Here is a 23,810-nt window from a genome sequence, read left to right on the forward strand (position 1 = left end):
GCCTATTCGGCAGTGAAGCTTTATTGCAACAAACCTCTATCAGTTTGTAATTTCTAAGCTGCCTATTCGGCAGTGAAGTGTTTCTCTATTCAATCCCTGTAAGCGCTTTTTTTCTAAGCTGCCTATTCGGCAGTGAAGGCGATCGTGGCGTGGAACGGAATGCAGATGTTTTTCTAAGCTGCCTATTCGGCAGTGAAGGTTCTTCCACCGCCAATAGCTTGTGTTTTGATTTTCTAAGCTGCCTATTCGGCAGTGAAGCGGAAAAGCTAGAGGCGGTAGTTATTTACTTGTTTCTAAGCTGCCTATTCGGCAGTGAAGGTTTTACCAAAACGGCAAGCGCGTTCGCAAGTTTTCTAAGCTGCCTATTCGGCAGTGAAGAAAACCAAAAAGCGCAGTTAAGTGCGGTAACTTTTCTAAGCTGCCTATTCGGCAGTGAAGCTTAAAACAATGCGTAAGAAAAACGGCATTGTTTTCTAAGCTGCCTATTCGGCAGTGAAGAAAATTTGACTGCCTTTTGAGCCTTTTTTTATTTTCTAAGCTGCCTATTCGGCAGTGAAGATCTCAATGTTAGTGTGTGGGTAATACTCTTTTTTCTAAGCTGCCTATTCGGCAGTGAAGAATCAGCAATCAATTCATCAACAAACGCATTATTTCTAAGCTGCCTATTCGGCAGTGAAGAGATGAACTCAAAAAGGATTGGATTGAAAAGTTTTCTAAGCTGCCTATTCGGCAGTGAAGGATGACATATTAGAGCTGTATGGATTTTTTATTTTCTAAGCTGCCTATTCGGCAGTGAAGCTTTGTTGACGCAGTTTTTCCGCTGTGTTGTATTTCTAAGCTGCCTATTCGGCAGTGAAGGTTGAGATACCTGCATTTCCTTTTTGATAAAGTTTCTAAGCTGCCTATTCGGCAGTGAAGATGGCGCGGCAATATTTCGACGTTGAATTAAAATTTCTAAGCTGCCTATTCGGCAGTGAAGATAGCCATTTTTCCGCCCAAACGAAACCGGAATTTCTAAGCTGCCTATTCGGCAGTGAAGGCTTAGGCGGCATTATCCCGACCAACACGGGCTTTCTAAGCTGCCTATTCGGCAGTGAAGCTAGACGATCTAACTCGTTGCCCTGACGGCGTTTTCTAAGCTGCCTATTCGGCAGTGAAGTGTGGGTAATCTAGGACAGGATCCTGATGTAATTTCTAAGCTGCCTATTCGGCAGTGAAGCCCGTTTGTTTGTCCTGCCATTTTTCGGATGTTTTCTAAGCTGCCTATTCGGCAGTGAAGTAGACATTCTAATTGAAAATACCTGATGTACCAAGCTTATAGACATATTTAGGCAATAAAATCCTTTTTATATCTTGCGTGCTTAAATCATTGATTTTGAAGGAGGGATTAAACTGTAAAAATAAAGGGTAAATAAAAAGGAAGTCGAATGACTTCCTTTTTTGGATGATTTGATTTTGATTATTTCTGACGCATTGCCGGGAATAAAATCACATCGCGGATGGATGGGGCGTTGGCGTAAAGCATGGCGAGACGATCGATACCTAAGCCTTCACCTGCTGTTGGCGGTAAGCCGTGTTCAAGGGCGACAACGAAATCTTCGTCTTTGAACATCGCTTCGTCATCGCCGGCTTCTTTGGCCGCCACTTGAGCGTCAAAGCGTTCATTTTGATCTTCCGCATCGTTTAGCTCGGAGAATCCGTTACCGATTTCACGTCCACCGATGAAGAGTTCAAAGCGATCGGTGACTTCCGGGTTTTCATCGTTACGACGTGCCAACGGTGAAATTTCCGCCGGGTGTGCCATTAAGAAAGTTGGTTGAATTAAATGATGCTCTGCGACTTCTTCAAAAATCGCGTTCACAATGCTGCCTAAACCCCAAGATTTTTGCACTTCGATACCTAAACGTGCGGCAACTGCTTTCGCGCGATCAATATCATATAAATCTTCTTTTACGATACCTTTGTCTGCCCCGTATTTAATGGTGGCGTCGTGTAAGGTAATACGCTCGAATGGTTTGCCGAAGTCGAATTCGTATTCGCCGTATTTCACGATGGTTGTGCCTAAAATGTCGATGGCAAGTTTGCGTAACAATTCTTCGGTGTTATCCATTAAATCGTGATAGTCGGCATAGGCTTGGTAGTATTCAAGCATGGTGAATTCCGGATTGTGACGAACAGAAACGCCTTCGTTACGGAAGTTACGGTTCAATTCAAATACACGTTCAAAGCCACCGACCACTAAGCGTTTTAAGTAAAGCTCAGGTGCAATACGCAAGTACATATCTACGTCTAATGCATTATGGTGTGTTACGAAAGGACGTGCTGAAGCACCGCCCGGGATGACTTGTAACATAGGTGTTTCGACTTCCATAAATCCTTTCGAAATGAAGTAGTCACGAATGCCTGCAACCACTTTTGAACGAATGATAAAAGTGCGGCGGGATTCTTCATTAGAAATTAAATCCAAGTAACGTTGACGGTAGCGCACTTCTTGGTCAGTTAAGCCATGGAATTTATCCGGTAACGGGCGCAATGCTTTGGTCAGTAATTGTACCTCGGTGGCTTTAACGGTGAGTTCGTTGGTTTTGGTTTTGAATAATGATCCTTTTACGCCCACGATATCGCCTAAATCCCAGTGACCGACATCATCGGCATACACGCCTTCAGGTAGATTGTCGCGTGCAACATAAAGCTGGATTTTGCCGCTCATATCTTGGATGGTGATAAACGTGGCTTTCCCCATGGCACGACGCGTCATGATACGGCCGGCAACTGCAACTTCAATATGTTGTTCTTTTAATGCTTCGCCTTCTTCCGCATCATATTTATCATGTAAATCTTGAGCGAGTGCGTCGCGACGGAATTGGTTTGGGAACGCATTACCTTTCGCGCGCAGGGCGGCTAATTTTTCACGACGTACTAACATTTCGCCGTTTAAATCTAATTCTTTTACTTCTTGTTCTGACATTTTTGTTTACCTTTAATTTTAAAAAACGTGTTTAAAAACGACCGCACTTTTAGAGTCCGGCCTTGAGACTGGCTTCAATAAACCGATCCAAATCACCGTCTAATACGGCTTGTGTATTGCGGTTCTCCACACCGGTGCGTAAATCTTTAATACGGGAATCGTCTAACACATAAGAACGAATTTGGCTGCCCCAGCCGATGTCGGATTTGTTGTCTTCCATGGCTTGTTTGTCGGCATTTTTCTTTTGCAATTCCAATTCGTACAACTTCGCTTTCAGTTGTTTCATTGCTTGATCTTTGTTCTTGTGTTGGGAGCGGTCGTTCTGACATTGCACCACAATGCCGCTTGGCATATGCGTAATTCGCACCGCACTTTCGGTTTTGTTCACGTGCTGACCACCCGCACCGGAGGCGCGATACACATCAATACGCAAATCGGCAGGATTGATTTCGATATCAATATCATCGTCAATTTCAGGATACACAAACGCAGCACTGAAAGAGGTATGACGACGGTTATTGGAGTCAAACGGGCTTTTACGCACCAAACGGTGAATACCGGTTTCTGTGCGTAGCCAGCCGAATGCGTATTCGCCGCTAACACGAATGGTAGCAGATTTAACACCTGCCACATCGCCGTCGGAGACTTCCATTAATTCAGTTTTGAATCCTTTGCTTTCCGCCCAACGCAAATACATACGAAGTAACATTTCTGTCCAGTCTTGCGCTTCGGTACCGCCGGAGCCTGCTTGCAAATCTACATAACAATCGCAGGCATCGTGTTCGCCGCTGAACATACGGCGGAATTCCAGTTTGGCGAGTTGTCGTTCCAGTTCATCTAATTCGGCAACAGCTTCGTTGAAGGTGGCTTCGTCTTCCGCTTCCACGGCGAGTTCCAACAAACCGTCTACATCTTCCAAGCCTTGCTCTAAATTTTTAATGGTGTTAACCACCTGTTCTAAAGAAACGCGCTCTTTGCCGAGTGCTTGTGCTTTGTCTGCGTCGTTCCATACATCAGGCTGTTCCAATTCGGCGTTGACTTCTTCTAAACGCTCGGTTTTGGCGTCGAAGTCAAAGATACCCCCGAAGCACTGAAGTGCGGTCGGTTAAATCGGTGATTTTATTTTTGATCGGATTGATTTCAAACATGATAATTAAATGTGTTTAAATACTAAATTAAATGCACAATTATAAGGGATTTTCCATAGATTTGGTAGGGCGAAAGGGGATTCATCATGAAAATTGAATGGGACTTTTGCATAAGCCTCCAATTACTTTTATAATTCGCACTTATTTTCACAATTTAGGAACAATAGAAATGAAAAAAATTATTACCGCACTTTCTCTTTTTGCGATTTCTGTGGGGGCAACCGCAAGCGATGCCGTGTTGAAAAGTAAATTAGAAAAATTAGGCGCAAAAGACATTGAAATTCAAACCTCACCGATTAAAGGTTTGAAAACTGTTGTCAGTGATCAAGGTATTTTCTACGCCAGCGAAGATGGCAGCTATTTAATTCAAGGTAAAATTTATAAACTTACCGACAACGGCATCAGCAACGTTTCTAATAAATTGCTGATGGAAAAAGTCAATGCGTTGAAAGACGAAATGATTGTGTATCCGGCAAAAAATGAAAAACATGTTGTGACGGTTTTCATGGATATTACCTGTCATTACTGCCATTTATTGCATCAACAAGTTAAAGAATATAACGACTTAGGCATTACCGTACGCTATTTGGCGTTCCCGCGTGGTGGTTTGGATAGTCAAACAGCACGTCAAATGGAAGCGATTTGGACGGCAAAAGATCCTATGTTCGCTTTGAATGAAGCGGAAAAAGGGCATTTACCGCAAGAGTTGAAAACCCCGAATATGGTGAAAAAACATTATATGCTTGGTGTGCAACTGGGCGTCACCGGTACACCGACAATTATTACATCTGAAGGTGATGTTATCGGTGGTTATTTGAAACCGGCTGATTTACTTACTGCCTTAGAAGGTTAATGCAGGTTCTTTGTGCAAAAACGAATCTTACGCCGCGATGTGCCGGCAGGCGATAAACTTTGTGACGATCCCTTGTTGGATCGTCTTTATCGTTCGCGCCACATTAAAAACGCCAACCAATTAGACCGCACTTTAAGTGCCATGCACAATCCGAATCTCATGTCCGGCATGGATACCGCGGTGGAATTCCTCGTCGAAGCTTATCAAAAACAACAGAAAATCGTCATCGTGGGCGATTTCGATGCCGATGGTGCAACCAGTACCGCATTGGCTGTACTCGCGCTACGTCAACTGGGCTTTGCTAATGTCACCTATTTAGTGCCGAACCGTTTCGAGCAAGGTTATGGGCTCAGTGTTGCTGTGGCACAAGAGGCATTGGCTTTAGGCGTTGAACTGTTAATGACCGTAGATAACGGTGTCTCTTCTCATGAGGGCGTAGATTTTTTAAAGGCGCAAGGCGTGAAGGTGATTGTGACAGACCACCACTTGCCACCGGAAACGTTGCCGAATGCCGATGCGATTGTGAATCCGAATTTGGCGCATTGCGGTTTTCCCTCCAAAAATTTGGCCGGTGTGGGCGTTACTTTTTATCTTATGCTTGCCTTGCGGGCGAAATTCCGTGAGCTTGGTCTATTTGATGCCAAAAATCAGCCGAATTTCACGGAATTGTTAGATTTGGTAGCATTAGGCACAGTCTCCGATGTGGTGCCGTTAGATCAAAATAATCGTATTTTAGTTTATCAAGGCATTGCCCGTATTCGCGCCGAACGTTGTCGTTGCGGTATTCGTGCATTGGCGGAAGTGGCGAAGCGGGATGTCACCCGTTTTGTGGCGGCGGATTTAGGCTTTTCCATTGGCCCGCGTTTAAATGCGGCGGGACGGCTGGATAATATGTCCGTGGGCGTAGAGCTTTTGTTAGCCGAAAACATGGAAACGGCTCGTGCGTTGGCATTGGAGTTGGATGGGTTAAATCAAGCACGCAAGGAAATCGAGCAGGGCATGAAGTTAGAAGCCTTAACCATCTGCCAAAATTTGTTTGCAAATGCCACCGCACTTGAAACGGACATTCCCCATTCTATCGTGTTGTATCAATCGGATTGGCACCAAGGTGTGCTTGGCATTCTTGCATCACGCATTAAAGAGCAGTTTCATCGCCCGGTGATTGCGTTTGCTCAAGATCAAGCAGGCATGTTGAAAGGGTCTGCACGTTCCATTCCCGGGTTACATATTCGCGATGTGCTGGAGCGGGTTTACTCACAGCATCCGGATTTGATCCTGAAATTTGGCGGGCATGCCATGGCGGCAGGATTGAGTATTCAAGAAAGCCGTTTTGACGATTTTCGTCAGATTTTTAATCAGACGGTCAGCGAATTACTGGCGGAAGACCAATTACAAGGCACGATTTGGACTGACGGCGAATTAAATGCGAACTTGTTAAACTTGGCGACGGCTGAAACTTTGCGTCAAGGCGGACCTTGGGGACAGGCATTTCCTGAACCGATGTTCGACGGCGAATTTAAAATCTTACAACAACGCTTAGTGGGTGAAAAACACTTGAAAATGATGGTGGAACCCAAACTGGGCGGACCTTTGTTAGATGCTATCGCCTTTAACATAGATACGCGCTATTATCCTGATTTATCTATAAAAACCGCAAGATTTGCGTATAAATTAGATATCAATGAATTTCGTGGTAACCGCGATCTTCAATTATTAGTGGATTATATTGAACCATTGGAAAGTTAGGCACATGATGTCACGGGTCGGATTACTCATCGTTTTATTCTTTATCAGCGGATTTACCGTTGCGCAAGAAAGCGTGTCTCATCCGTCAGCCGTGGATGAAGCAAGCCGACCATTTGAAGATGGCAAAGATTATTTTTCTTACCAAGAACCACTCATGTTGCCGCCTCGGGAAGATAATCGCATTCCGATTCAATTCTTTTTTGATTACGATTGCCGCGTTTGTTCTTCTGCACAAGATATTCTTGAACTTTACAGTCAAATTAATCGCGATCGCGTGGCGCTTAGTGAATATCCGGTGGCAACTGCCAAAGCCCGTTTTTCTGCGATGGTTTTTTACAGCTTGCAGGCGTTAAATGCCGATAATGTGTCTTCTGCGTTAATGTTTGAAACGGCCGAAAGAAACCAATACATCAAACTCACTCAGCAAGAAAATTTATTAACTTGGCTTGAACAACAAGGCATTGAACGTAACCGTTTTTTACAAACCTATTATTCGGAACAAGTCAAACAACAGGTGGATGAGGCAGTCCGTTTAACGGAAGATTACGGTGTGTTTACGTTTCCTTATGTCATTATTGACGGAAAATATGTGTTGACTGCCAGCACCTTATATAACGACGATTATGCCCTCGCGGTATTAGATTTTTTAATTAACAAAAAACAATAGCAAACAAATACAAAGGATATTTATGAAAATCGGGATTGTTGGCGCGATGGCGCAAGAAGTAGAAATTTTAGTCAATTTAATGACGGATAAGATCGTGACAAAATTAGCCTCCGGCACGATTTATGAAGGTACGATTCGCGGTAAACAAGTTGTCTTATTGCAATCCGGTATCGGCAAAGTTGCCGCCGCCATGGGAACGACGGCGTTATTGCAATTAGCCAAACCGGAGCTTGTGATTAATACCGGTTCTGCCGGTGGCGTAGCGGAAGGTTTGAAGGTTGGTGATGTGATCGTTTCCACTGAAACGCAATATCACGATGCGGATGTGACGGCTTTCGGTTATGCCAAAGGGCAATTACCGGCATGTCCGGTCACGTTTGTGTCTGATACAAAACTTGTTGAGTTGGTAGATCGCGTTGCAACCCAATTAGGACAACACGTGAAACGTGGGTTAATTTGTTCCGGCGACAGCTTTATTCAAGGCGGTGAACGCTTGGCACAAATTAAACAAGATTTCCCGAAGGTGATTGCCGTGGAAATGGAAGCCACCGCGATTGCGCAAGTTTGTCACGCGTTTAATGTGCCTTTTGTGGTGGTTCGCGCGATTTCTGATGCGGGGGATGGTAAAGCGAATATGTCCTTTGAAGAATTTCTCCCGCTGGCGGCGAAACAATCTTCTCACATGATCGTTGCCATGTTGGCGGAATTGAATTAATCCCTTCTTTCCGCGTACGGTGTATCGTACGCGGACGACATCTTCTGACCTATCTCTCTCATTTTTCATCTATTTTTCTAAAAAACGCTTGATTCTAGAGTTGCTCCATATTTTATCATGAGTCAAACTTAACGATAAAAGGAGACATCAAATGAAATTTCTAAAAACAAGCGTAATTTGTACCGCACTTTTCGCAGCATCCCTTGCTAACGCGCATAACGTTTGGTTAGAGCCCGTTAAAGACGCCAATGCTGCAGGACAATATGTGGTGAAATTCGGTCATGAACAGACAGAAGCTTATCCTGAACAAAAATTGAAAGCGGTGAAGTTGCTCGATAATAAAGGCAATGTCACTAACGCAACCTATCAATTTAAAGAAGGCGAAGCTTATCTTAATGCTGAGAAAGCTTCTCAAGTATTCATCCGTTTTGATAACGGTGTTTGGTCTAAATTGCCAAGCGGCAAATATGTAGAGAAAACCAAACAACAAGAACCGACAGCCGAACTTTCTGTGAATCCGGTGAAATTCGGTAAAGCCGTATTACAGTGGGACGAACAAGCGATGAAAGCACACGGCATGGAATATGAATTGGTACCACAAGCGCAACCAAAAGCCGGAAAACCATTGTCGATTTTAGTGTTACACAAAGGCAAACCGGTGAAAGATATTAAAGTGGGATTGGGTGAAGATGCACCGTTCAATTTAACCAACGACAAAGGTATCGCTGAATTTACCCCACAAGCCGGTTACAACAAAGTTTGGGCTGAATTTGAGGAAAACGTCAAAGGCAATCCGGATTACGATAGCCGTTCTATTGAATACATGTTGACCTTTGATGCCGAGTAATCGCATGAAAAAAACGTTGCGTATTCTGACCGCACTTTTCCCCTTGTTGTTTGCCCCTCATGCTTTCGCGCACGCGCTTTATGTGTTCGCCCAGTATGATGGGCAAACGGTGACGGGAAAATCCTATTATTCCGATATGACCCCAGCCGCAGAAACTTATGTGGAAGTTTTACGTCATGGGGAAAATCAGCCATTGATGACGGGGAAAACCGATAACCGTGGTTATTTTCACTTTCCGTTAGTGGTTGAACCGAAAGTCGCCTTAAAAGTGGTGGTTGAAGGGGAAGAAGGACATCGGGCGGCGGTAGTGGCAGATCGCATCACCGCAACGCCAAATACGCCAACTCAAGCGAGCGATGAAAGCTTGTTGTTACTGCGTGGTGATATTGCGCAGTTACGCGACAAAATTTACCTGCACGATATTTTAGGTGGCATTGGCTACATCGTTGGTATTGCGGGCATTGCTGCGTGGCTAAGTGCCCGCAAATTAAGAAAAGGGCGTTAATAATGCATTTGTCGGAAGGCGTATTACATACGCCGGTGTTATTAGCGGGTGTTGCTTTGGCGGGAGTTGGTGTGGCTGTCGGATTACGTCGTTTAGAAAGTGAACGTTTACCTTTAACAGCGTTGTTTGCTGCCGCATTTTTTGTTGCCGGCACCATTCACGTGCCCGTGGGTATCGGTAGCGTTCATCTGATTTTAAATGGCATGGCAGGTCTATTTCTCGGCTGGGCAGTATTCCCGGCCTTTCTTATTGCGTTGTTGTTGCAAGTGCTGTTCTTTTCCTTCGGCGGTTTTGCTGTGTTAGGCGTGAATTTATGCGTTATGGCATTGCCGGCGGTCGCAGCGCATTATGTATTGCGTGGTCATTTAAAGCCGGACATGGGACGCATAGCAAAATTATTCACCGGTTTGGGAGCAGGCATTATTGGTGTCGGTGGTGCCGGCGCATTAGCCTCTCTCGTTTTAGCGTTAGATGGCGGCAAACATTATCAGGATTTAATCGCCTTATTGCTGTTGTCACATTTACCGGTATTCGTATTAGACGGCGTTATCAGCTACGGCGTGATTTCTCTCCTCAGCAAAATGTACCCTAGCGCATTACAATCTATTGGCACGTCATTGAATGTTGATGATACCAAACGGTGCGCACAATGAGCCCCGTTTTTCAGCGTTTTTTTCCACCGCACTTTTTTGCTCCTCGTTGGCGGCTGATTTATCTATTCCTTTGGGGATTGGTAATCAGCGCCTTGTCTCAACCTTCTTTGTTGCTATGGTTGAACGGCATCACTTTAATTTTATTAGCGATCCTGATTTATCGTGACCGCGAACCTTATTTTCCTTATCTAAAACGTTGGCTGGTTTTCAATGGCTTTACTTTATTACTTTGGGCAACATTAAGTTGGCGTATTGGCACCGACGGTATTGAACTTAATCCTGAGGGCATGGAAACGGCGTTGTTAATTAGCTTACGCATGAACCTATTACTGTTTTCCGTATGGTTATTGCTATGGAAAATGAATGACACGGTGTTGGTACAAGCCATTGGTAAATTGCTCTTGCCGCCCAAATTAATTTGGCTTTTTGTCCTCACGGTGCGTTATATTGCGCTGTTAGGTGAACTGCAACAAAAAATGGATTTGGCGATGCGTGCGCGAGGCTATCATGCCGGTTTGAATCGCCGAACATTATATGTCACCGCACAACGGGTTGCGCTTTTACTGGTGCATGCCTTACTCAAAGCTGAGACGGCACAAATCGCGCTCCAATGCCGCGGCTTCCGCTTTGGTGAAAAGACAAATTTAAGTGGGGAAAAATGACAGTTTTACAAGTCAACGGATTGCAAATTAACCGAGGAGAACGGCAGATTATCGGCAATCTGTCTTTTCAAATTGAAGAAGGCCAACGCTTTTTTGTGCAGGGCGAAATCGGCACAGGAAAAACCACTTTATTGCTTGCTTTGTTAGGCTTTGTGCCTGTTGCGCGCGGTGAGATTCGTCTATTAGGGCAACTGTGTCGAGAAGAAAAAGATTTTGCGCCTTTTCGTGGCACCGTGGGGCTTTGTTTTCAGCACGCCGATGATCAACTGTTTGGCCCAACTGTGTTGGACGATGTTGCCTTCGGACCGTTAAATCAAGGCTTGTCTCACCAACAGGCGTATGCCGTTGCTTTACACCAACTGGAACGCTTGGGTATTTCTCATTTGCAGGATCGCACCGTACATACGTTGTCCGGTGGGGAAAAAAATTTCACAGCGTTGGCGGGCGTGTTGGCGATGCAACCGAAAATGTTGCTGTTAGATGAGCCGACGAATGGATTGGATCGTAAAAATGCCGAAAAACTGACCGCACTTTTGCGTGAGCTGTCACTGCCTATGTTGGTGGTTTCTCATCATCAAGGATTTACGGCTGAATTGGCTGACGATGTTCTGACTTTATGATCTCAATCAACCCGAAAAATCAAAGGTTGTGCTACCCTAGCGAGGTTTTTTGTAACCAGATAGTAAAGGGGCAATATTATGTGTACAACTTGTGGTTGTGGACATCCGGAACAAGTCAGAATCGGTGAAGTAGCACATTCTCATCATGACCATGACGGCACACAAAGTGCGGTCAAAAATCCGAACTTTTCTCATTTCAAATTTCACTCGGTAGAATCGGCTTCTGAAGCCAGTGAAACGCAAAAACGCCTGTTAAAAGTAGAGCAGGACGTGTTAGGTAAAAATAATCAAATTGCGGCGCACAACCGCTTTCTTTTCCAGCAACAACATATTCTTGCACTGAATTTGGTTTCCAGTCCGGGTTCCGGCAAAACCACCTTACTCACTACCACGCTAAACGCGCTGAAAAATGACCGCACTTGTTATGTGATTGAAGGGGATCAACAAACGGAAAATGATGCGGATCGTATTCGTGCTACCGGTGTCTCTGCGATTCAAGTGAATACCGGCAAAGGTTGCCATTTAGATGCCCAAATGATCAATGATGCCTTGTTCAAACTGCAACCAAAACAAGACAGTTTACTGTTTATTGAAAACGTGGGTAACTTGGTTTGCCCGTCCGAATTTGATTTGGGTGAAAAAGCCAAAGTGGTGATTTTGTCCATCACTGAAGGTGAAGATAAACCGCTGAAATACCCGCACATGTTTGCGGCGTCTAAGTTAATGATTTTAAATAAAGTCGATTTATTGCCATACCTTAATTTTGATGTGGAAAAATGTATCGCTTACGCTAAACAAGTGAACCCGCAAATTGAAGTGATTCAACTTTCTGCGACTACCGGCGAGGGCTTAAAAGCCTGGTTGGATTGGTTACAGGCACAATAAGGATTGTGGAACAAAATGCAGTTTATTGATGAGTTTCGTGATCCGAAATTAGCGAAAAGTTTAGTCAACCTTCTGAATGAATTAATGGCGAAATTGCCACAATATACGGCGGAAAATCCGCTCTATTTAATGGAAGTTTGCGGTGGGCATACGCATACCATTTTTAAATTTGGTTTAGATCGTTTGTTGCCGAAGAGCATTGAATTTATCCATGGCCCCGGTTGCCCTGTATGTGTCTTGCCGATGGGACGTATTGATGTGTGCATTGAAATTGCGCAGAAACCGGATGTGATTTTCTGTACTTTTGGCGATGCTATGCGCGTGAAAGGGCGTCGAGGTTCCTTGTTGGAAGCCAAAGCAAAAGGTGCTGACGTGCGCATTGTGTATTCACCGCTGGATGCGATGAATATTGCGGTGAATAATCCTGACAAAAAAGTCGTGTTCTTTTCTCTTGGTTTTGAAACCACCATGCCGAGCGCCGCAGTGACTTTGCAGCAGGCGAATAAATTAAATATTCAGAATTTCTGGGTAGTTTGCCAAAACATCACCATCATTCCAACATTGCACAGTCTGCTTTCACAAGATTATGTGAAAATTGACGGGTTTATTGCGCCGGGTCATGTGAGCATGGTGATCGGCACGTCGCCTTATCAATCCATCGTGGATAAATACCACAAACCTTTCGTTATCACAGGTTTTGAGCCGTTAGATATTTTGCAAGCTATTGTGATGTTGGTGCAGCAATTTGTGGACGGGCGTTGCGAAATTGAAAATCAATATAAACGTATCGTGCATTCCGAAGGTAATCTACTAGCGCAACAAGCCATGCGTGAAGTGTTCCAACTGAAAAAATCCAGCGAATGGCGCGGTTTGGGTGAAATTGAAGAGTCGGGTGTAGAACTGACTGACGCTTATAAACGCTTTGATGCGGAAGTGTATTTCCACAGCCAACCACAACAAGTGGCGGACGACCCGAATTCTCGTTGTGGCGACGTGCTTACCGGCAAATGCAAACCTTCAGATTGCCCGTTATTTGGCACCCAATGTAACCCGGACAATGCTTATGGCGCGTTGATGGTGTCCTCGGAAGGGGCGTGTGCCGCCTACTATCAATATCGGAGAGAATAATGACAGATTTCATCACCATGGCACACGGCAACGGCGGCGGAGCCATGCAAAAACTCATTCAGGATTATTTCGTCGAAGCCTTTGACAATCCCATTCTTGCGCAAGGGGAAGACCAAGCCCGCTTACCTTTAGCAGCACTCATGGCGCAAGGGGAACAGCTTTCTTTTAGCACTGACAGTTTCGTTATCGACCCGATTTTCTTTCCTGGTGGCAATATCGGCAAACTTGCTGTGTGTGGTACGTTAAACGATGTGACGGTGTGTGGTGCCGTGCCGAAATATCTCTCTTGCGGTTTTATTTTAGAAGAAGGTTTGCCGCTAGCCGAACTCAAAGACATCATTCAAGCCATGGCAGAAGCCTGCCACGCTGCCGGTGTGCAAGTGGTGACGGGCGATACTAAAGTGGTGCAAAAAGGCGCGGTGGATAAAATCTTCATTAACACCAGCGGCATTGGTGTTATTCCGCAAGGTATTGATTGGGGAATGCACCGTATTGAAGCGGGGGACAAGATTATCGTCAGCGGTACCATCGGCGAACACGGCGCGACGATTCTCAACTTGCGCGAAAGCCTAGGGATTCAAACGGATCTCAAAAGTGATTGCGCGGTTCTTGCGCCACTCATCGATTTATTGCGCCCCATTGAGGGCGTAAAAGCCGTGCGTGATGCCACCCGTGGTGGCGTAAATGCGGTGCTGCACGAATTTGCCGCCGCCCAGCAATTAGGCATGCAGATCAACGAAGACGATTTACCTATCCGCCCTGAAGTCCGTGGCATTTGTGAATTACTTGGGCTAGAAGCCTTAAACTTTGCTAACGAAGGCAAATTGGTGATCATCGCTTCTCCTGAAAAAACGCTTGAAATTCTGACCGCACTTCATTCCCATGAATTAGGCAAAAATGCCGCTGTGATTGGCGAAGTGACCACGGATAAAAAAGTCAGATTATTAGGCAGTTTCGGTCAGTCACGGTTGCTGGATTTACCGATGAATGAGCCGTTGCCAAGGATTTGTTAGGTTGTTCTACTTTCTTGCTTGTGCAAGAAAGTAGCAAAGAACACACCCCGGATAAATTGCTGTTCCTCCCTTTATTGCCATTTTCTTCACGGAAAATTTTGAACTCGCCACTGCGTGGCTCAAACAAAGCGAAATTTTCCTAAAAATGCCAAATCGTTCGGGCAATTTATACGGGGATTTTATTTGAGCGTTATTAGTTAAAAGTGCGGTGGAATTTTGGATTGTTTTTTATGTGAAAACGTTTGGGATTTCGACCACACTTCTAGATTTTTATTTGGTAGGGACAGACTTTATGTCTGTCCTTATTTATATCATCAGATTATCGGACAGGCATAAAGCCTGTCCCTACGATGGTACTAGAGGGAGCCATAAAACATGAATCCAGCCAAAGTCCAACGGGATAAATTGCATCAACTAACGGATTTGCCGAATGTAGGAAAGGCAGTTGCGGAGGATTTGCGGAAACTGGGGATTAACACACCGCAGGATTTGTTGGGGCATGATGCCTATGCCATGTATTACACACTCTGTGAGTTAACCGGTATGCAGCATGATCCTTGTATGATAGATGTCTTTTTATCTTTAACTGATTTTATGCAAGGAAATGAACCGAAGCCTTGGTGGGCGTTTACCGCACAGCGTAAGGCGTATTTATCGCAATTAAACAGACAATAACGGCATTTTCTAATGTGATCATCTTTGTTGCTAGTGTCCCCTACTATGGCGCGCGTCTCCCGACGCGTGCCTTATTTCTTGTGTTCAGCATGCGTCCGGGAGACGCGCTCTATCTATAAAGCTCAAATTATAAAAACACTCTCAAAACCCACCGTACTCTACGCATTTTTCCTCGCATAATCTGCAGCTTCGGCGATGAGTGCTTCGCTTGGTCTTTTGCCGGTGTAGAGTTCGAATTGCTCAACAGCTTGTAACACAATCACTTCCGCACCGGAGATAGTTTGTTTACCTAAGGCTTGGGCGGTTTTAATTAATGGTGTGTCGGCGGGTTGAGCGACCACATCAAACGCGGTTGTGGCTTGACAGATCATGGCTTCGGGGAAGGCGAGATCGAATGCCTCTTTGCCCCCTTTCATGCCGATTGGCGTGACGTTAACGAGAATCTCGGCAGTTTGGTTGTCGAGGGAAGCGATGTAATCATAGCCATAAAGTGCGGCTAAATAGCTGCCTGTTTTTTCGTTACGTGCGAAGACGTTGAGTTTTTCAAAGCCTGAATGCTTAAACGCCGCCACCACTGCTTTTGCCATGCCACCGCTACCATGCACGATCACGCGATCGTTTTTGCTTAATTGGTATTTTTCGATAAGTTTAACAATGGCAATGTAGTCGGTGTTGTAGGCGCGTAAAACACCGTTGTCATTGACGATTGTATTCACCGATTCAATGGCTTGTGCGGAAGGTGAGATCTCGTCTAAAAACGGCATGCAACTTTCTTTGAAAGGCATGGACACTGCGCTTCCTCGAATACCTAAGGCTCGAATGCCTTTTACGGCATGTTCGATGTCATTGGTAGTGAAGGCTTTATAAATAAAATTCAAACCGAGTTTTTGATAAAGATAATTGTGAAAGGTGGTGCCGAAATTACCGGGACGACCGGAGAGGGACATACAGAGTTGGGTATCTTTGTTAAGCATAAGAAGTATTCCTTTTATAGATAAAGAAATGATGTCGTGAGTATAGCAGATGGCAAGTAAAACATTTGGAAAACTGACCGCACTTTTACGAATCATGCAAAAATAAGACGATTGGGCCCCATCTGAGCCGCCTGAGCGATTTGCAATTTTTAGGAAATTTTTGCTTGTTTGAGCGTAGCGAGTTCGAAAATTTTTTCCTATAGATGGCGCGCGTCTCCTGACGCGTGCCCTTTAGTGGCTTACTTCGCGGTACGCATCAGTTATGCGGTTTCTATCTCATTGAATTGACTTGCGATGACCGCTTGACCCAAACTCAATCCGCCATCTCCCATCGGAAACTGATGCGCACTCAATACCTTAAATTCAGCCAAATGTTCTTTTATCAATCGCCGTAATAATTGGTTATGCCATACGCCACCGGAAAGCACGATTGTTTTGCACTGGTGGCGTTGAGCCTGTTGGCGAGCCAAATGAGCAAAGCCTTCTGCTAACGAATAATGAAAAATAAAGGCTTTGTCGGCGTTGGAAGAATCGAGCGCAATCCAGACTTGCCAGAAATGGGCAAGATCCAATTTATTTTCAGCATTAAGCGGCATTAAGGTTGGAAGCACTCTTTTATCGAAGGGCAAATTGGCGAGCGCCGATTGTGAGGCGAGCACTTCCAATTGGCAAGCAGCTTCGCCTTCCCAACTCAGTTGTGGCTGCGTGATGCCCAAGCCAAATGCCACAGCGTCAAATAAGCGACCTGCAGAGGAAATTCGTGGGCTATTGAGATTGCGCTCAATGGCCTTAGCGAGCAGTTGCCAGTCATAGTTGGCGCAGGTTTGGGCGGCGATTTCTTGCCAATTTGGCATGAATTGATGCAAATGTGCCAGCCAGTTGCGCCAAGGTTGTTTGGCGGCAAGATCGCCCCCCGGCAATGCCACCGCAGGTAGCCCCCCTAAATAATGGCAGTGTTTTTCATCGACCAACAGACATTCTCCGCCCCAAAGTTGCCCATTTTCCCCCATACCGATACCGTCTAACGCAAGCCCAATAACTTGCTCATGGCAATGATGTTCGGCCATCACGCTGACAATATGGGCGTGGTGGTGGAGCACTTCCACATAAGGAATTTGATGTTGTGCAGCCAATCGTTTCCCGACTTCATGGGTGAAATAACCCGCGTGTGAATCAATGGCGATCAGCTCCGGTTTGAATTGGTAGATTTGGCAGAAGAGGGCTATGTTCGCTTCTAATTGTGACCGCACTTTTTCGTTCGAGGTGTCGCCAATGTGTTGGCTGACAATGGCTTTATTTTGACGCAGCAAACAGAACGTATTTTTTAAATCAGCCCCCAGAGCTAGCACATTGTGAGCACTGTGGTGATCCAACAGCGTTTCGTCAGGCACATAACCTCGCGCTCGGCGCAAAGTTTCCACGCCATCAAACGCAGCACACACTAAGGAATCGTCGGCGCGTTGCAAAATGTCGCGGTTGTGGCAGAGAAAATAATCCGCCAAATCACTTAAACATTCCACCGCACTTGTATTATCCAATACCGGCGGTTGTCCGCTTGGGTTGGCGGAGGTCATCACTAATGGGCGATTCACTTCTCTCAATAATAAATGCTGTAACGGGTTGCTTGGCAACATCACGCCGATTTCATTGAGTTGTGGCGCAATCTGTTCCGCTAATAAAGGGACTTTATGTTTTGCCAATAGCACAATGGGTGCAGCCGTGCTGGTGAGTAATCTGATTTCTGTTTCGGTGAGATCGTTTAAAAAAGACACATCCGGTACCATCACCGCCAAGGGTTTACTTGGGCGGCGTTTGCGGTCGCGCAGTAATTGCACGGCATCAGCATGAGTTGCATCACAGGCAAGATGGAAACCGCCGATGCCTTTTACTGCAACAATCTTGCCTTGTTGTAAGAAAAGTGCGGTAGTTTTTATTGGCGTTTTTTCATCGATAAGTTCGCCTTGCTGATCGCTTAACCAAACATGAGGGCCACAGACGGCACAGGCGTTCGGTTGCGCGTGAAAACGACGATCGGCAGGATTTTTATATTCTTCTGCGCAATCAGGACAGAAGGGAAAATCAGCCATCGAGGTGTTTTTGCGATCGTAGGGAATGGCTTTAATAATCGTAAAACGCGGACCGCAGTGGGTACAGTTCGTAAAAGGGTAGTGATAGCGCCGATTGGTCGGATCAAATAAATCCTTTAAACAGGCAGGGCAAGTGGCAGCATCTGGCACGATTTGGGTATCCATGGCGTTGTTTTCGCTTTCACGGATTTCAAAACCGTCAAAGTGCGGTGGATTTTCCCAGCGTTTTTCATGCTGTTGAATGTCGGTAATCAGCGCAAGCGGAGGCAGTTTCGTTTGCAGGTCGTGCAGGAATGGTTGTAGCTGTTGCACTGTCGGTTCACACAAGCGGATAAGTACGCCTTGTCCGTCATTGTTGACATCACCGCGTAATCCGTATTGATTCGCCAATAACCAGACGAAGGGACGAAATCCCACGCCTTGCACTTTGCCTTTTATGCGTAATTCAATGCCCTGCATATGTTTCCTGTTGCATTTTTTATTGCTTTTAAGTATGAAAAAATATTTAACAGTATGAACAAGTTATTTATTTTTAGTGGTTTATTTTACTGGATTTATGGCTTGGCTATGAGGCGGTTTTACGAAAACCATCAAAAATGATGATCTTCGTCAAGGAATAATTCTTTTGAGATGTAAGTGACCAAAGTCATGACCGCACTTTGGGATCGTTCTCAAAGTGCGGTCATTTTTTTTCATTTTTTGAAGATGTTGGCTGTGCCAGTGTTCAAAGCCTGTGCCGTTCTTTGTGTTTTATTTCACTTGATTTAACAGGAATTGTACGAGCAAGGAAACCGGTCTGCCGGTAGCGCCTTTATTAGCACCTTGTAGCCATGCAGTACCGGCAATGTCGAGGTGCGCCCATGGGTATTTCTTGGTGAAATTGGAGAGGAAGGCGCCCGCCGTGATGGCGCCGCCCCAACGTCCGCCAATATTGGCTAAATCGGCAAAGTTGGATTTTAGCTGTTCTTGGTATTCTTCGCTTAACGGTAAACGCCATGCCTTGTCGGCGCTTTGTTGTGCGGCTTGTTCAAGTGCAGCTGCGATGTCGTCATGGGTAGAGACCAAACCACTGTTGTGTTGCCCTAATGCAACAACGCAAGCACCCGTTAAAGTAGCAATGTCGATGACCACTTCAGGATCGAAACGTTCTACATAAGTGAGGGTATCGCATAAGACCAGGCGACCTTCTGCATCCGTATTTAACACTTCCACGGTTAAACCGTTCATGGTGGTGAGAATATCGCCGGGGCGATAGGCGTTGCCGTCCGGCAAGTTTTCACAGCCCGCCATGACGCCGATCACGTTTAACGGCAGCTGTAGTTGTGCTAATGCATTCATCACGCCGTAAACGGAGGCTGCGCCGCACATGTCGTATTTCATTTCATCCATATCCGCAGCCGGTTTTAGGGAAATACCGCCGGCATCAAAGGTTAAGCCTTTGCCCACTAACACGATCGGTTTTGCGTTCGGGTTCGGGGCATTACGGTATTCCATAATGGCTAATTTTGCCTCGTTGTGCGCCCCGCGAGATACCGCAAGATAAGCGCCCATACCTAATTTTTCCATCTCGGCTTCATTGACAATGGTGGTTTTAATCAGCGATGAGGTTTCGGCTAAGTTTAGCGCTTTGTCTGCTAAATATGCCGGGTTACACACATTCGGAGGGCAGTTTGCTACATCTTTGGCAAGGCGTACGCCAAGGGCGATTGCTGAGGCATGCTGAATTGCTTGTTCGGCGGATGCCAGCTCATCTGCGCCAACGTTAAAAATTACCTCTGAAAGTGCGGTAGATTTTTCTGCTGTTTTTTGACTTTTGAATTGAGTGAATTGGTATAAATCCTGTTCTATAGTTTCAATAGCAAAGCGGATGTTCCAGTAAAGCGTCCGTTGATTAAGTGGAATTTCAGTTAAAAAATTGACCGCACTTTTTGTTTGGGTTTCTTTGAGTGCTTGTGTCGTTTTTTGCATCAGTTGCTTAAATTGACGCTCGTTGAGTTCTCCTCGTTTACCACACCCCACCACGAGAAGGCGTTCGGCAGCAAGGTTTGGCACATTGCGCAATAACGTGGTTTGCCCAAGTTTGCCGCTAAGTTCACCGCTTTCCACCAAATGGAGGAGATAATTATCGGAAATCTTGTTAATTTCCACCGCACTTTGGGATAGGTTTTTTTCTTCAAAAATACCCACAATCAGGCAATCCGCCGCTTGATTTACGGCATAATGTTGTGCGCTAAACTTCATTTTTTCCTCGCTTATTTTGCTGTTTTAAATGTCAAATTAAGGTATCATACGCCACCTACTCTTTAGGTAAGCCAAACCCAATTTGGTTTTTTCAAAGTGAAACGAATTTAATCTCTTTTGCTGAAATAGCAAGAGAAAAATAGGCAAAAAAAGTGATTTTAACCCGATATTTAACCAAAGAAGTTTTTAAAAGCCAGATTGCGATTTTGTTCATTCTGTTGCTGATCTTTTTTTGTCAGCAGCTTGTTCGCGTACTGGGCTCTGCCGCGAATGGCCAGGTGCCGGCAGATTTAGTCTTTTCTTTGCTCGGTTTAGGCATGCCGACCATGGCACAACTGATGTTGCCACTTTGTTTGTTCATTGCGATTTTGTTGACCTTAGGCCGTTTATACGCAGAAAGTGAAATTACCGTTATGCGTGCCTGTGGCGTAGGGTCAAAAATTTTAGTGAGAGTCGTTTTGATTCTGTCGCTATTTACCGGGGCATTGGCAGCATACAATGCATTGTGGTTGAGTCCATGGGCAATTAATAAACAAGTGGCGATCATTGAGGAGGCAAAGGCAAATCCGAATATGGGTGCCTTGTCTGCCGGTCAATTTATGACGGCAAATAACAGTGATTTTGTGTTGTTTATTGATGACATTCAAGAAAATCAAATTAATAACGTTTATGTGTTCCAAACCCAGCCAAAAGGCCAAACTAAGCCGTCAGTCATTGTGGCGGAGCAGGGGGAGTTAACATCCTTGCCAAACGGTGATCAAATCTTACGTTTGCAAAATAGTGATCGTTTTGAAGGTACCGCAATTTTACCGGATTTCCGCATCACTCATTTTGATGAATACCAAGCCTATTTGGGACATAAAGCGGTCGAAGATGATTCAAATGAAGCGGGTGAAATGAGCTTTATGCAACTGTTAAATGCCGATACACCGGCGATGAAAACCGAATTTCACTGGCGTTTAACCTTAATTCTTGCTGTGCCTATCATGGCATTGTTAGCCGTGCCGTTAAGTCGTGTTAATCCACGCCAAGGTCGTTTTGCCAAAGTGTTACCGGCGTTATTGTTGTATTTAATTTACTTCTTATTACAAAGCTCATTGAAATCAGCCGGTGGTGCAGGCAAATTGGATGCCTCGTTGTTTATGCCACTGGTGAATGGGGGCTTTTTCTTATTGGCGATTTTGCTCAACAGTTGGGATAGCGCATTCATGTATCGCATTCGTTATTCGTTGAATAAAAAGCGCTAAAACAGGGATGACAGAATGAATACCTTAGAACGATATATCGGTAAAAGTATTTTAGGCACGATTTTCGCCACCTTGTTCATGTTAGTGGGATTATCCGCCATTATTAAATTTGTAGAACAGTTCCGTAGCGTGGGGAAAGGCACTTACGATATCTTACAGGCTATTGCTTATACGGTGTTGACTATGCCGAAAGATGTAGAAACCTTTTTCCCTATGGCGGCATTGCTTGGTGCATTAATTGCCTTGGGGAATCTTGCTAGTCGTAGTGAATTAGTGGTGATGCAATCGTCAGGATTTTCACGCATACGCATCGGCATTGCGGTGATGAAAACGACTATTCCGTTGGTATTATTTACGATGGTGATCGGTGAATGGGGAATTCCGCAAACCGAGCAATTTGCGCGTGATATGCGCTCCAAAGCTATTTCTGGCGGTTCTATGCTTTCGGTGAAAAATGGCATTTGGGCAAAAGACGGCAATAATTTCGTGTATGTGCGCCGCATTTCTGATGAGGTGAAATTAAACGATATTTATATTTATACTTTTAATGAACAACGCCAATTAGAAAAAATGAAACATGCGAATCAAGCGTCTTTTAACAATGGCAAATGGACGTTAAGACAAGTGAATGAATCCCGTATTCAACATGATGAAGTGGTGACCATCAATCGTTTAAATGAAGACTGGGAGACCAACTTAACGCCGGATAAACTTGGCGTGGCATCATTGCGTCCAACATCGCTGTCTATTTCAGGATTATCGAATTACATCGCCTTCCTGAAAGAAACCGGACAGGATTCTAGAAATTTTGAGTTGACCTATTGGCGTAAATTGCTCCAACCGGTGTCGGTGGGTGTGATGATGATGTTAGCGCTTTCCTTTATTTTTGGTCCGTTGCGTAGCGTGACTGCCGGGGCGCGTGTTCTTATCGGGATTTCTTTCGGTTTCTTGTTCTATGTGGTGAATGAGTTGTTTGGGAAATTCAGCTTAGTGTATAACAGCACGCCGCTTATTGGCGCGTTGATGCCAAGTGTGCTGTTCCTGCTTATTACTTGGTGGCTGTTGGCGCGACGTCGAAATTAGACAAAAGTGCGGTAAGAAAAAACAATGTTTTTAAAGCCCGTGATTGTCACGGGCTTTTTATGCTAAACATTAATTTCATTCATTAAATGAATGAAATATTTGAAATTGACACATATTCCCTTTCTCTTTAATTTAAACAACATCTTTGACAGAGTTGAAATGAGGTAACTTGCATGAGTTATGCAAAAGAAATTGATAATTTAAATCAACACTTAGCCGATTTGAACGGCAAAATTAACGTTTCCTTTGAATTTTTCCCACCTAAAAATGAAAAAATGGAAAATATTTTGTGGGAATCCATTCATCGTTTAAAAGTCTTAAAACCAAAATTTGTTTCTGTGACTTACGGGGCAAACTCCGGTGAACGTGAACGTACGCACGGTGTTGTAAAACGTATTAAACAGGAAACCGGTTTAGAAGCGGCACCGCATTTAACTGGTATTGATGCAACACCGGATGAATTACGTCGCATTGCAAAAGACTATTGGGATAGTGGCATTCGCCGTATTGTGGCGTTGCGTGGTGATGAGCCGAAAGGTTATGAGAAAAAGCCTTTTTATGCCGCAGATTTAGTGACATTGCTCCGTGAAGTAGCGGACTTTGATATCTCCGTTGCAGCCTATCCGGAAGTGCACCCGGAAGCAAAATCAGCACAAGCGGACTTAATCAATTTAAAACGTAAAATTGATGCCGGTGCTAATCACGTAATTACGCAATTCTTCTTTGACATTGATAGCTATTTACGTTTCCGTGATCGTTGTGCTTCTATCGGCATTGACGCGGAAATCGTGCCGGGCATTTTACCGGTCACTAACTTCAAACAGCTTCAAAAAATGGCCGAAATCACCAATGTGAAAATTCCTGCCTGGATGGCGAAAATGTATGACGGGTTAGATAACGACCAAACGACTCGCAATTTAGTGGCGGCAAGTATTGCTATGGATATGGTGCGCGTATTATCTCGCGAAGGGGTAAAAGACTTCCACTTCTACACCTTAAACCGTAGTGAACTTACTTACGCGATTTGCCATACTTTAGGTATACGTCCAACGTTGTAATTTAAAAAAATAAAAAAAGCGACCGCACTTTAGAT

21 protein-coding genes and 1 CRISPR repeat array are annotated in these 23,810 nt (G+C 44.8%); of the genes, 16 read left to right on the plus strand and 5 right to left on the minus strand.

All coding sequences use genetic code 11. The annotated features are described in order from the left end of the window. Nucleotides 1–50 precede the first annotated feature (50 nt). Nucleotides 51–1,279: a CRISPR direct-repeat array (repeat unit 28 nt; unit sequence TTTCTAAGCTGCCTATTCGGCAGTGAAG). Nucleotides 1,280–1,459: 180 nt separating this feature from the next. Continuing rightward, entirely contained in the window at nucleotides 1,460–2,968 is a 1,509-nt protein-coding gene (gene lysS, locus DK415_RS01510; protein WP_109432130.1) for a lysine--tRNA ligase, read from the minus strand. 49 nt (nucleotides 2,969–3,017) lie between these two features. Continuing rightward, nucleotides 3,018–4,116 (minus strand): peptide chain release factor 2 gene (gene prfB, locus DK415_RS01515; protein WP_109432131.1). Its coding sequence is split into 2 segments (ribosomal slippage): nucleotides 3,018–4,040 and nucleotides 4,042–4,116, totalling 1,098 coding nucleotides; the frame shifts between segments, so codons are not numbered across the junction. Nucleotides 4,117–4,285: 169 nt separating this feature from the next. On the opposite strand from prfB, the gene dsbC reads away from it, so the two are divergent. From dsbC to DK415_RS01580, 13 genes are all read left to right on the plus strand, one after another. Next, nucleotides 4,286–4,969 carry a bifunctional protein-disulfide isomerase/oxidoreductase DsbC gene (dsbC, locus tag DK415_RS01520; protein WP_109432132.1) on the plus strand — a complete coding sequence of 228 codons (684 nt, stop codon included), beginning with the start codon at nucleotides 4,286–4,288 and terminating at the stop codon, nucleotides 4,967–4,969. Nucleotides 4,970–4,981: 12 nt separating this feature from the next. After that, nucleotides 4,982–6,715: a single-stranded-DNA-specific exonuclease RecJ gene (gene recJ, locus DK415_RS01525; RefSeq protein WP_109432133.1), complete on the plus strand. Its 1,734-nt coding sequence runs from the start codon at nucleotides 4,982–4,984 to the stop codon at nucleotides 6,713–6,715. A gap of 7 nt (nucleotides 6,716–6,722) precedes the next feature. Then, nucleotides 6,723–7,382: a thiol:disulfide interchange protein DsbA/DsbL gene (locus DK415_RS01530; RefSeq protein WP_109432134.1), complete on the plus strand. Its 660-nt coding sequence runs from the start codon at nucleotides 6,723–6,725 to the stop codon at nucleotides 7,380–7,382. Between the two features lie 22 nt (nucleotides 7,383–7,404). Beyond that, nucleotides 7,405–8,097 (plus strand): 5'-methylthioadenosine/adenosylhomocysteine nucleosidase, encoded by a 693-nt coding sequence (locus DK415_RS01535; RefSeq protein ID WP_109432135.1) that lies wholly within the window; start codon nucleotides 7,405–7,407, stop codon nucleotides 8,095–8,097. A gap of 151 nt (nucleotides 8,098–8,248) precedes the next feature. After that, nucleotides 8,249–8,944 (plus strand): DUF4198 domain-containing protein, encoded by a 696-nt coding sequence (locus DK415_RS01540; protein ID WP_109432136.1) that lies wholly within the window; start codon nucleotides 8,249–8,251, stop codon nucleotides 8,942–8,944. A 4-nt stretch (nucleotides 8,945–8,948) separates the two neighbouring features. Continuing rightward, entirely contained in the window at nucleotides 8,949–9,449 is a 501-nt protein-coding gene (locus DK415_RS01545) for a hypothetical protein (protein ID WP_109432137.1), read from the plus strand. A gap of 2 nt (nucleotides 9,450–9,451) precedes the next feature. Continuing rightward, complete coding sequence (gene cbiM / locus DK415_RS01550) at nucleotides 9,452–10,102, plus strand: cobalt transporter CbiM (protein WP_109432138.1); 651 nt, start codon at nucleotides 9,452–9,454, stop codon at nucleotides 10,100–10,102. Further along, nucleotides 10,099–10,764 (plus strand): energy-coupling factor transporter transmembrane component T family protein, encoded by a 666-nt coding sequence (locus tag DK415_RS01555; protein WP_109432139.1) that lies wholly within the window; start codon nucleotides 10,099–10,101, stop codon nucleotides 10,762–10,764. The genes cbiM and DK415_RS01555 overlap by 4 nt, the downstream gene beginning before the upstream one ends. Further along, complete coding sequence (locus DK415_RS01560) at nucleotides 10,761–11,384, plus strand: energy-coupling factor ABC transporter ATP-binding protein (protein WP_109432140.1); 624 nt, start codon at nucleotides 10,761–10,763, stop codon at nucleotides 11,382–11,384. The genes DK415_RS01555 and DK415_RS01560 overlap by 4 nt, the downstream gene beginning before the upstream one ends. 78 nt (nucleotides 11,385–11,462) lie before the next feature. After that, nucleotides 11,463–12,269 carry a hydrogenase nickel incorporation protein HypB gene (hypB, locus tag DK415_RS01565; protein ID WP_109432141.1) on the plus strand — a complete coding sequence of 269 codons (807 nt, stop codon included), beginning with the start codon at nucleotides 11,463–11,465 and terminating at the stop codon, nucleotides 12,267–12,269. A gap of 15 nt (nucleotides 12,270–12,284) precedes the next feature. Then, a complete protein-coding gene (gene hypD, locus DK415_RS01570) occupies nucleotides 12,285–13,397 on the plus strand; it encodes a hydrogenase formation protein HypD (protein ID WP_109432142.1) in 1,113 nt (370 codons plus the stop codon). After that, nucleotides 13,397–14,410, plus strand: coding sequence for a hydrogenase expression/formation protein HypE (gene hypE, locus DK415_RS01575; RefSeq protein WP_109432143.1), 1,014 nt, complete (start codon nucleotides 13,397–13,399; stop codon nucleotides 14,408–14,410). Before hypD ends, hypE begins: the two co-directional genes overlap by 1 nt. A 375-nt stretch (nucleotides 14,411–14,785) precedes the next feature. Next, the gene (locus tag DK415_RS01580) at nucleotides 14,786–15,085 is read left to right on the plus strand and encodes a helix-hairpin-helix domain-containing protein (protein ID WP_109432144.1); all 300 of its coding nucleotides are present in this window, start codon (nucleotides 14,786–14,788) and stop codon (nucleotides 15,083–15,085) included. Nucleotides 15,086–15,243: 158 nt separating this feature from the next. Here DK415_RS01580 and DK415_RS01585 read toward each other — a convergent pair whose 3' ends face one another. From DK415_RS01585 to DK415_RS01595, 3 genes are all read right to left on the minus strand, one after another. Next, nucleotides 15,244–16,059 carry a shikimate 5-dehydrogenase gene (locus DK415_RS01585; protein ID WP_109432145.1) on the minus strand — a complete coding sequence of 272 codons (816 nt, stop codon included), beginning with the start codon at nucleotides 16,057–16,059 and terminating at the stop codon, nucleotides 15,244–15,246. Between the two features lie 260 nt (nucleotides 16,060–16,319). Beyond that, complete coding sequence (gene hypF, locus DK415_RS01590) at nucleotides 16,320–18,605, minus strand: carbamoyltransferase HypF (protein ID WP_109432146.1); 2,286 nt, start codon at nucleotides 18,603–18,605, stop codon at nucleotides 16,320–16,322. A gap of 291 nt (nucleotides 18,606–18,896) precedes the next feature. Further along, on the minus strand, nucleotides 18,897–20,387 hold the full coding sequence (locus DK415_RS01595; protein ID WP_109432147.1) for a leucyl aminopeptidase: 1,491 nt from the start codon (nucleotides 20,385–20,387) through the stop codon (nucleotides 18,897–18,899). Between the two features lie 152 nt (nucleotides 20,388–20,539). On the opposite strand from DK415_RS01595, the gene lptF reads away from it, so the two are divergent. From lptF to metF, 3 genes are all read left to right on the plus strand, one after another. After that, nucleotides 20,540–21,634 carry an LPS export ABC transporter permease LptF gene (lptF, locus tag DK415_RS01600; RefSeq protein WP_109432148.1) on the plus strand — a complete coding sequence of 365 codons (1,095 nt, stop codon included), beginning with the start codon at nucleotides 20,540–20,542 and terminating at the stop codon, nucleotides 21,632–21,634. A 15-nt stretch (nucleotides 21,635–21,649) separates the two neighbouring features. Next, nucleotides 21,650–22,717, plus strand: coding sequence for an LPS export ABC transporter permease LptG (gene lptG / locus DK415_RS01605; RefSeq protein ID WP_109432149.1), 1,068 nt, complete (start codon nucleotides 21,650–21,652; stop codon nucleotides 22,715–22,717). A 173-nt stretch (nucleotides 22,718–22,890) separates the two neighbouring features. Then, the gene (gene metF, locus DK415_RS01610; protein WP_109432150.1) at nucleotides 22,891–23,775 is read left to right on the plus strand and encodes a methylenetetrahydrofolate reductase; all 885 of its coding nucleotides are present in this window, start codon (nucleotides 22,891–22,893) and stop codon (nucleotides 23,773–23,775) included. The last annotated feature ends 35 nt before the right edge of the window (nucleotides 23,776–23,810 follow it).

The sequence above is a fragment of the Aggregatibacter segnis genome, from assembly GCF_003130075.1.
In the GTDB taxonomy this organism is placed as follows: Bacteria; Pseudomonadota; Gammaproteobacteria; order Enterobacterales; family Pasteurellaceae; genus Aggregatibacter; species Aggregatibacter segnis_A.

Excerpts from the sequence above, each read along its gene's own strand:
- DK415_RS01555 (WP_109432139.1), top strand. The coding sequence starts at position 10,099 with ATGAGCCCCGTTTTTCAGCGTTTTTTTCCACCGCACTTTTTTGCTCCT.
- lptG (WP_109432149.1), top strand. The coding sequence starts at position 21,650 with ATGAATACCTTAGAACGATATATCGGTAAAAGTATTTTAGGCACGATT.
- hypE (WP_109432143.1), top strand. The coding sequence starts at position 13,397 with ATGACAGATTTCATCACCATGGCACACGGCAACGGCGGCGGAGCCATG.
- DK415_RS01560 (WP_109432140.1), top strand. The coding sequence starts at position 10,761 with ATGACAGTTTTACAAGTCAACGGATTGCAAATTAACCGAGGAGAACGG.
- hypF (WP_109432146.1), bottom strand. The coding sequence starts at position 18,605 with ATGCAGGGCATTGAATTACGCATAAAAGGCAAAGTGCAAGGCGTGGGA.
- DK415_RS01540 (WP_109432136.1), top strand. The coding sequence starts at position 8,249 with ATGAAATTTCTAAAAACAAGCGTAATTTGTACCGCACTTTTCGCAGCA.
- DK415_RS01585 (WP_109432145.1), bottom strand. The coding sequence starts at position 16,059 with ATGCTTAACAAAGATACCCAACTCTGTATGTCCCTCTCCGGTCGTCCC.
- DK415_RS01535 (WP_109432135.1), top strand. The coding sequence starts at position 7,405 with ATGAAAATCGGGATTGTTGGCGCGATGGCGCAAGAAGTAGAAATTTTA.
- cbiM (WP_109432138.1), top strand. The coding sequence starts at position 9,452 with ATGCATTTGTCGGAAGGCGTATTACATACGCCGGTGTTATTAGCGGGT.
- DK415_RS01530 (WP_109432134.1), top strand. The coding sequence starts at position 6,723 with ATGTCACGGGTCGGATTACTCATCGTTTTATTCTTTATCAGCGGATTT.
- hypD (WP_109432142.1), top strand. The coding sequence starts at position 12,285 with ATGCAGTTTATTGATGAGTTTCGTGATCCGAAATTAGCGAAAAGTTTA.
- DK415_RS01595 (WP_109432147.1), bottom strand. The coding sequence starts at position 20,387 with ATGAAGTTTAGCGCACAACATTATGCCGTAAATCAAGCGGCGGATTGC.
- metF (WP_109432150.1), top strand. The coding sequence starts at position 22,891 with ATGAGTTATGCAAAAGAAATTGATAATTTAAATCAACACTTAGCCGAT.
- DK415_RS01580 (WP_109432144.1), top strand. The coding sequence starts at position 14,786 with ATGAATCCAGCCAAAGTCCAACGGGATAAATTGCATCAACTAACGGAT.
- hypB (WP_109432141.1), top strand. The coding sequence starts at position 11,463 with ATGTGTACAACTTGTGGTTGTGGACATCCGGAACAAGTCAGAATCGGT.
- dsbC (WP_109432132.1), top strand. The coding sequence starts at position 4,286 with ATGAAAAAAATTATTACCGCACTTTCTCTTTTTGCGATTTCTGTGGGG.
- DK415_RS01545 (WP_109432137.1), top strand. The coding sequence starts at position 8,949 with ATGAAAAAAACGTTGCGTATTCTGACCGCACTTTTCCCCTTGTTGTTT.
- lysS (WP_109432130.1), bottom strand. The coding sequence starts at position 2,968 with ATGTCAGAACAAGAAGTAAAAGAATTAGATTTAAACGGCGAAATGTTA.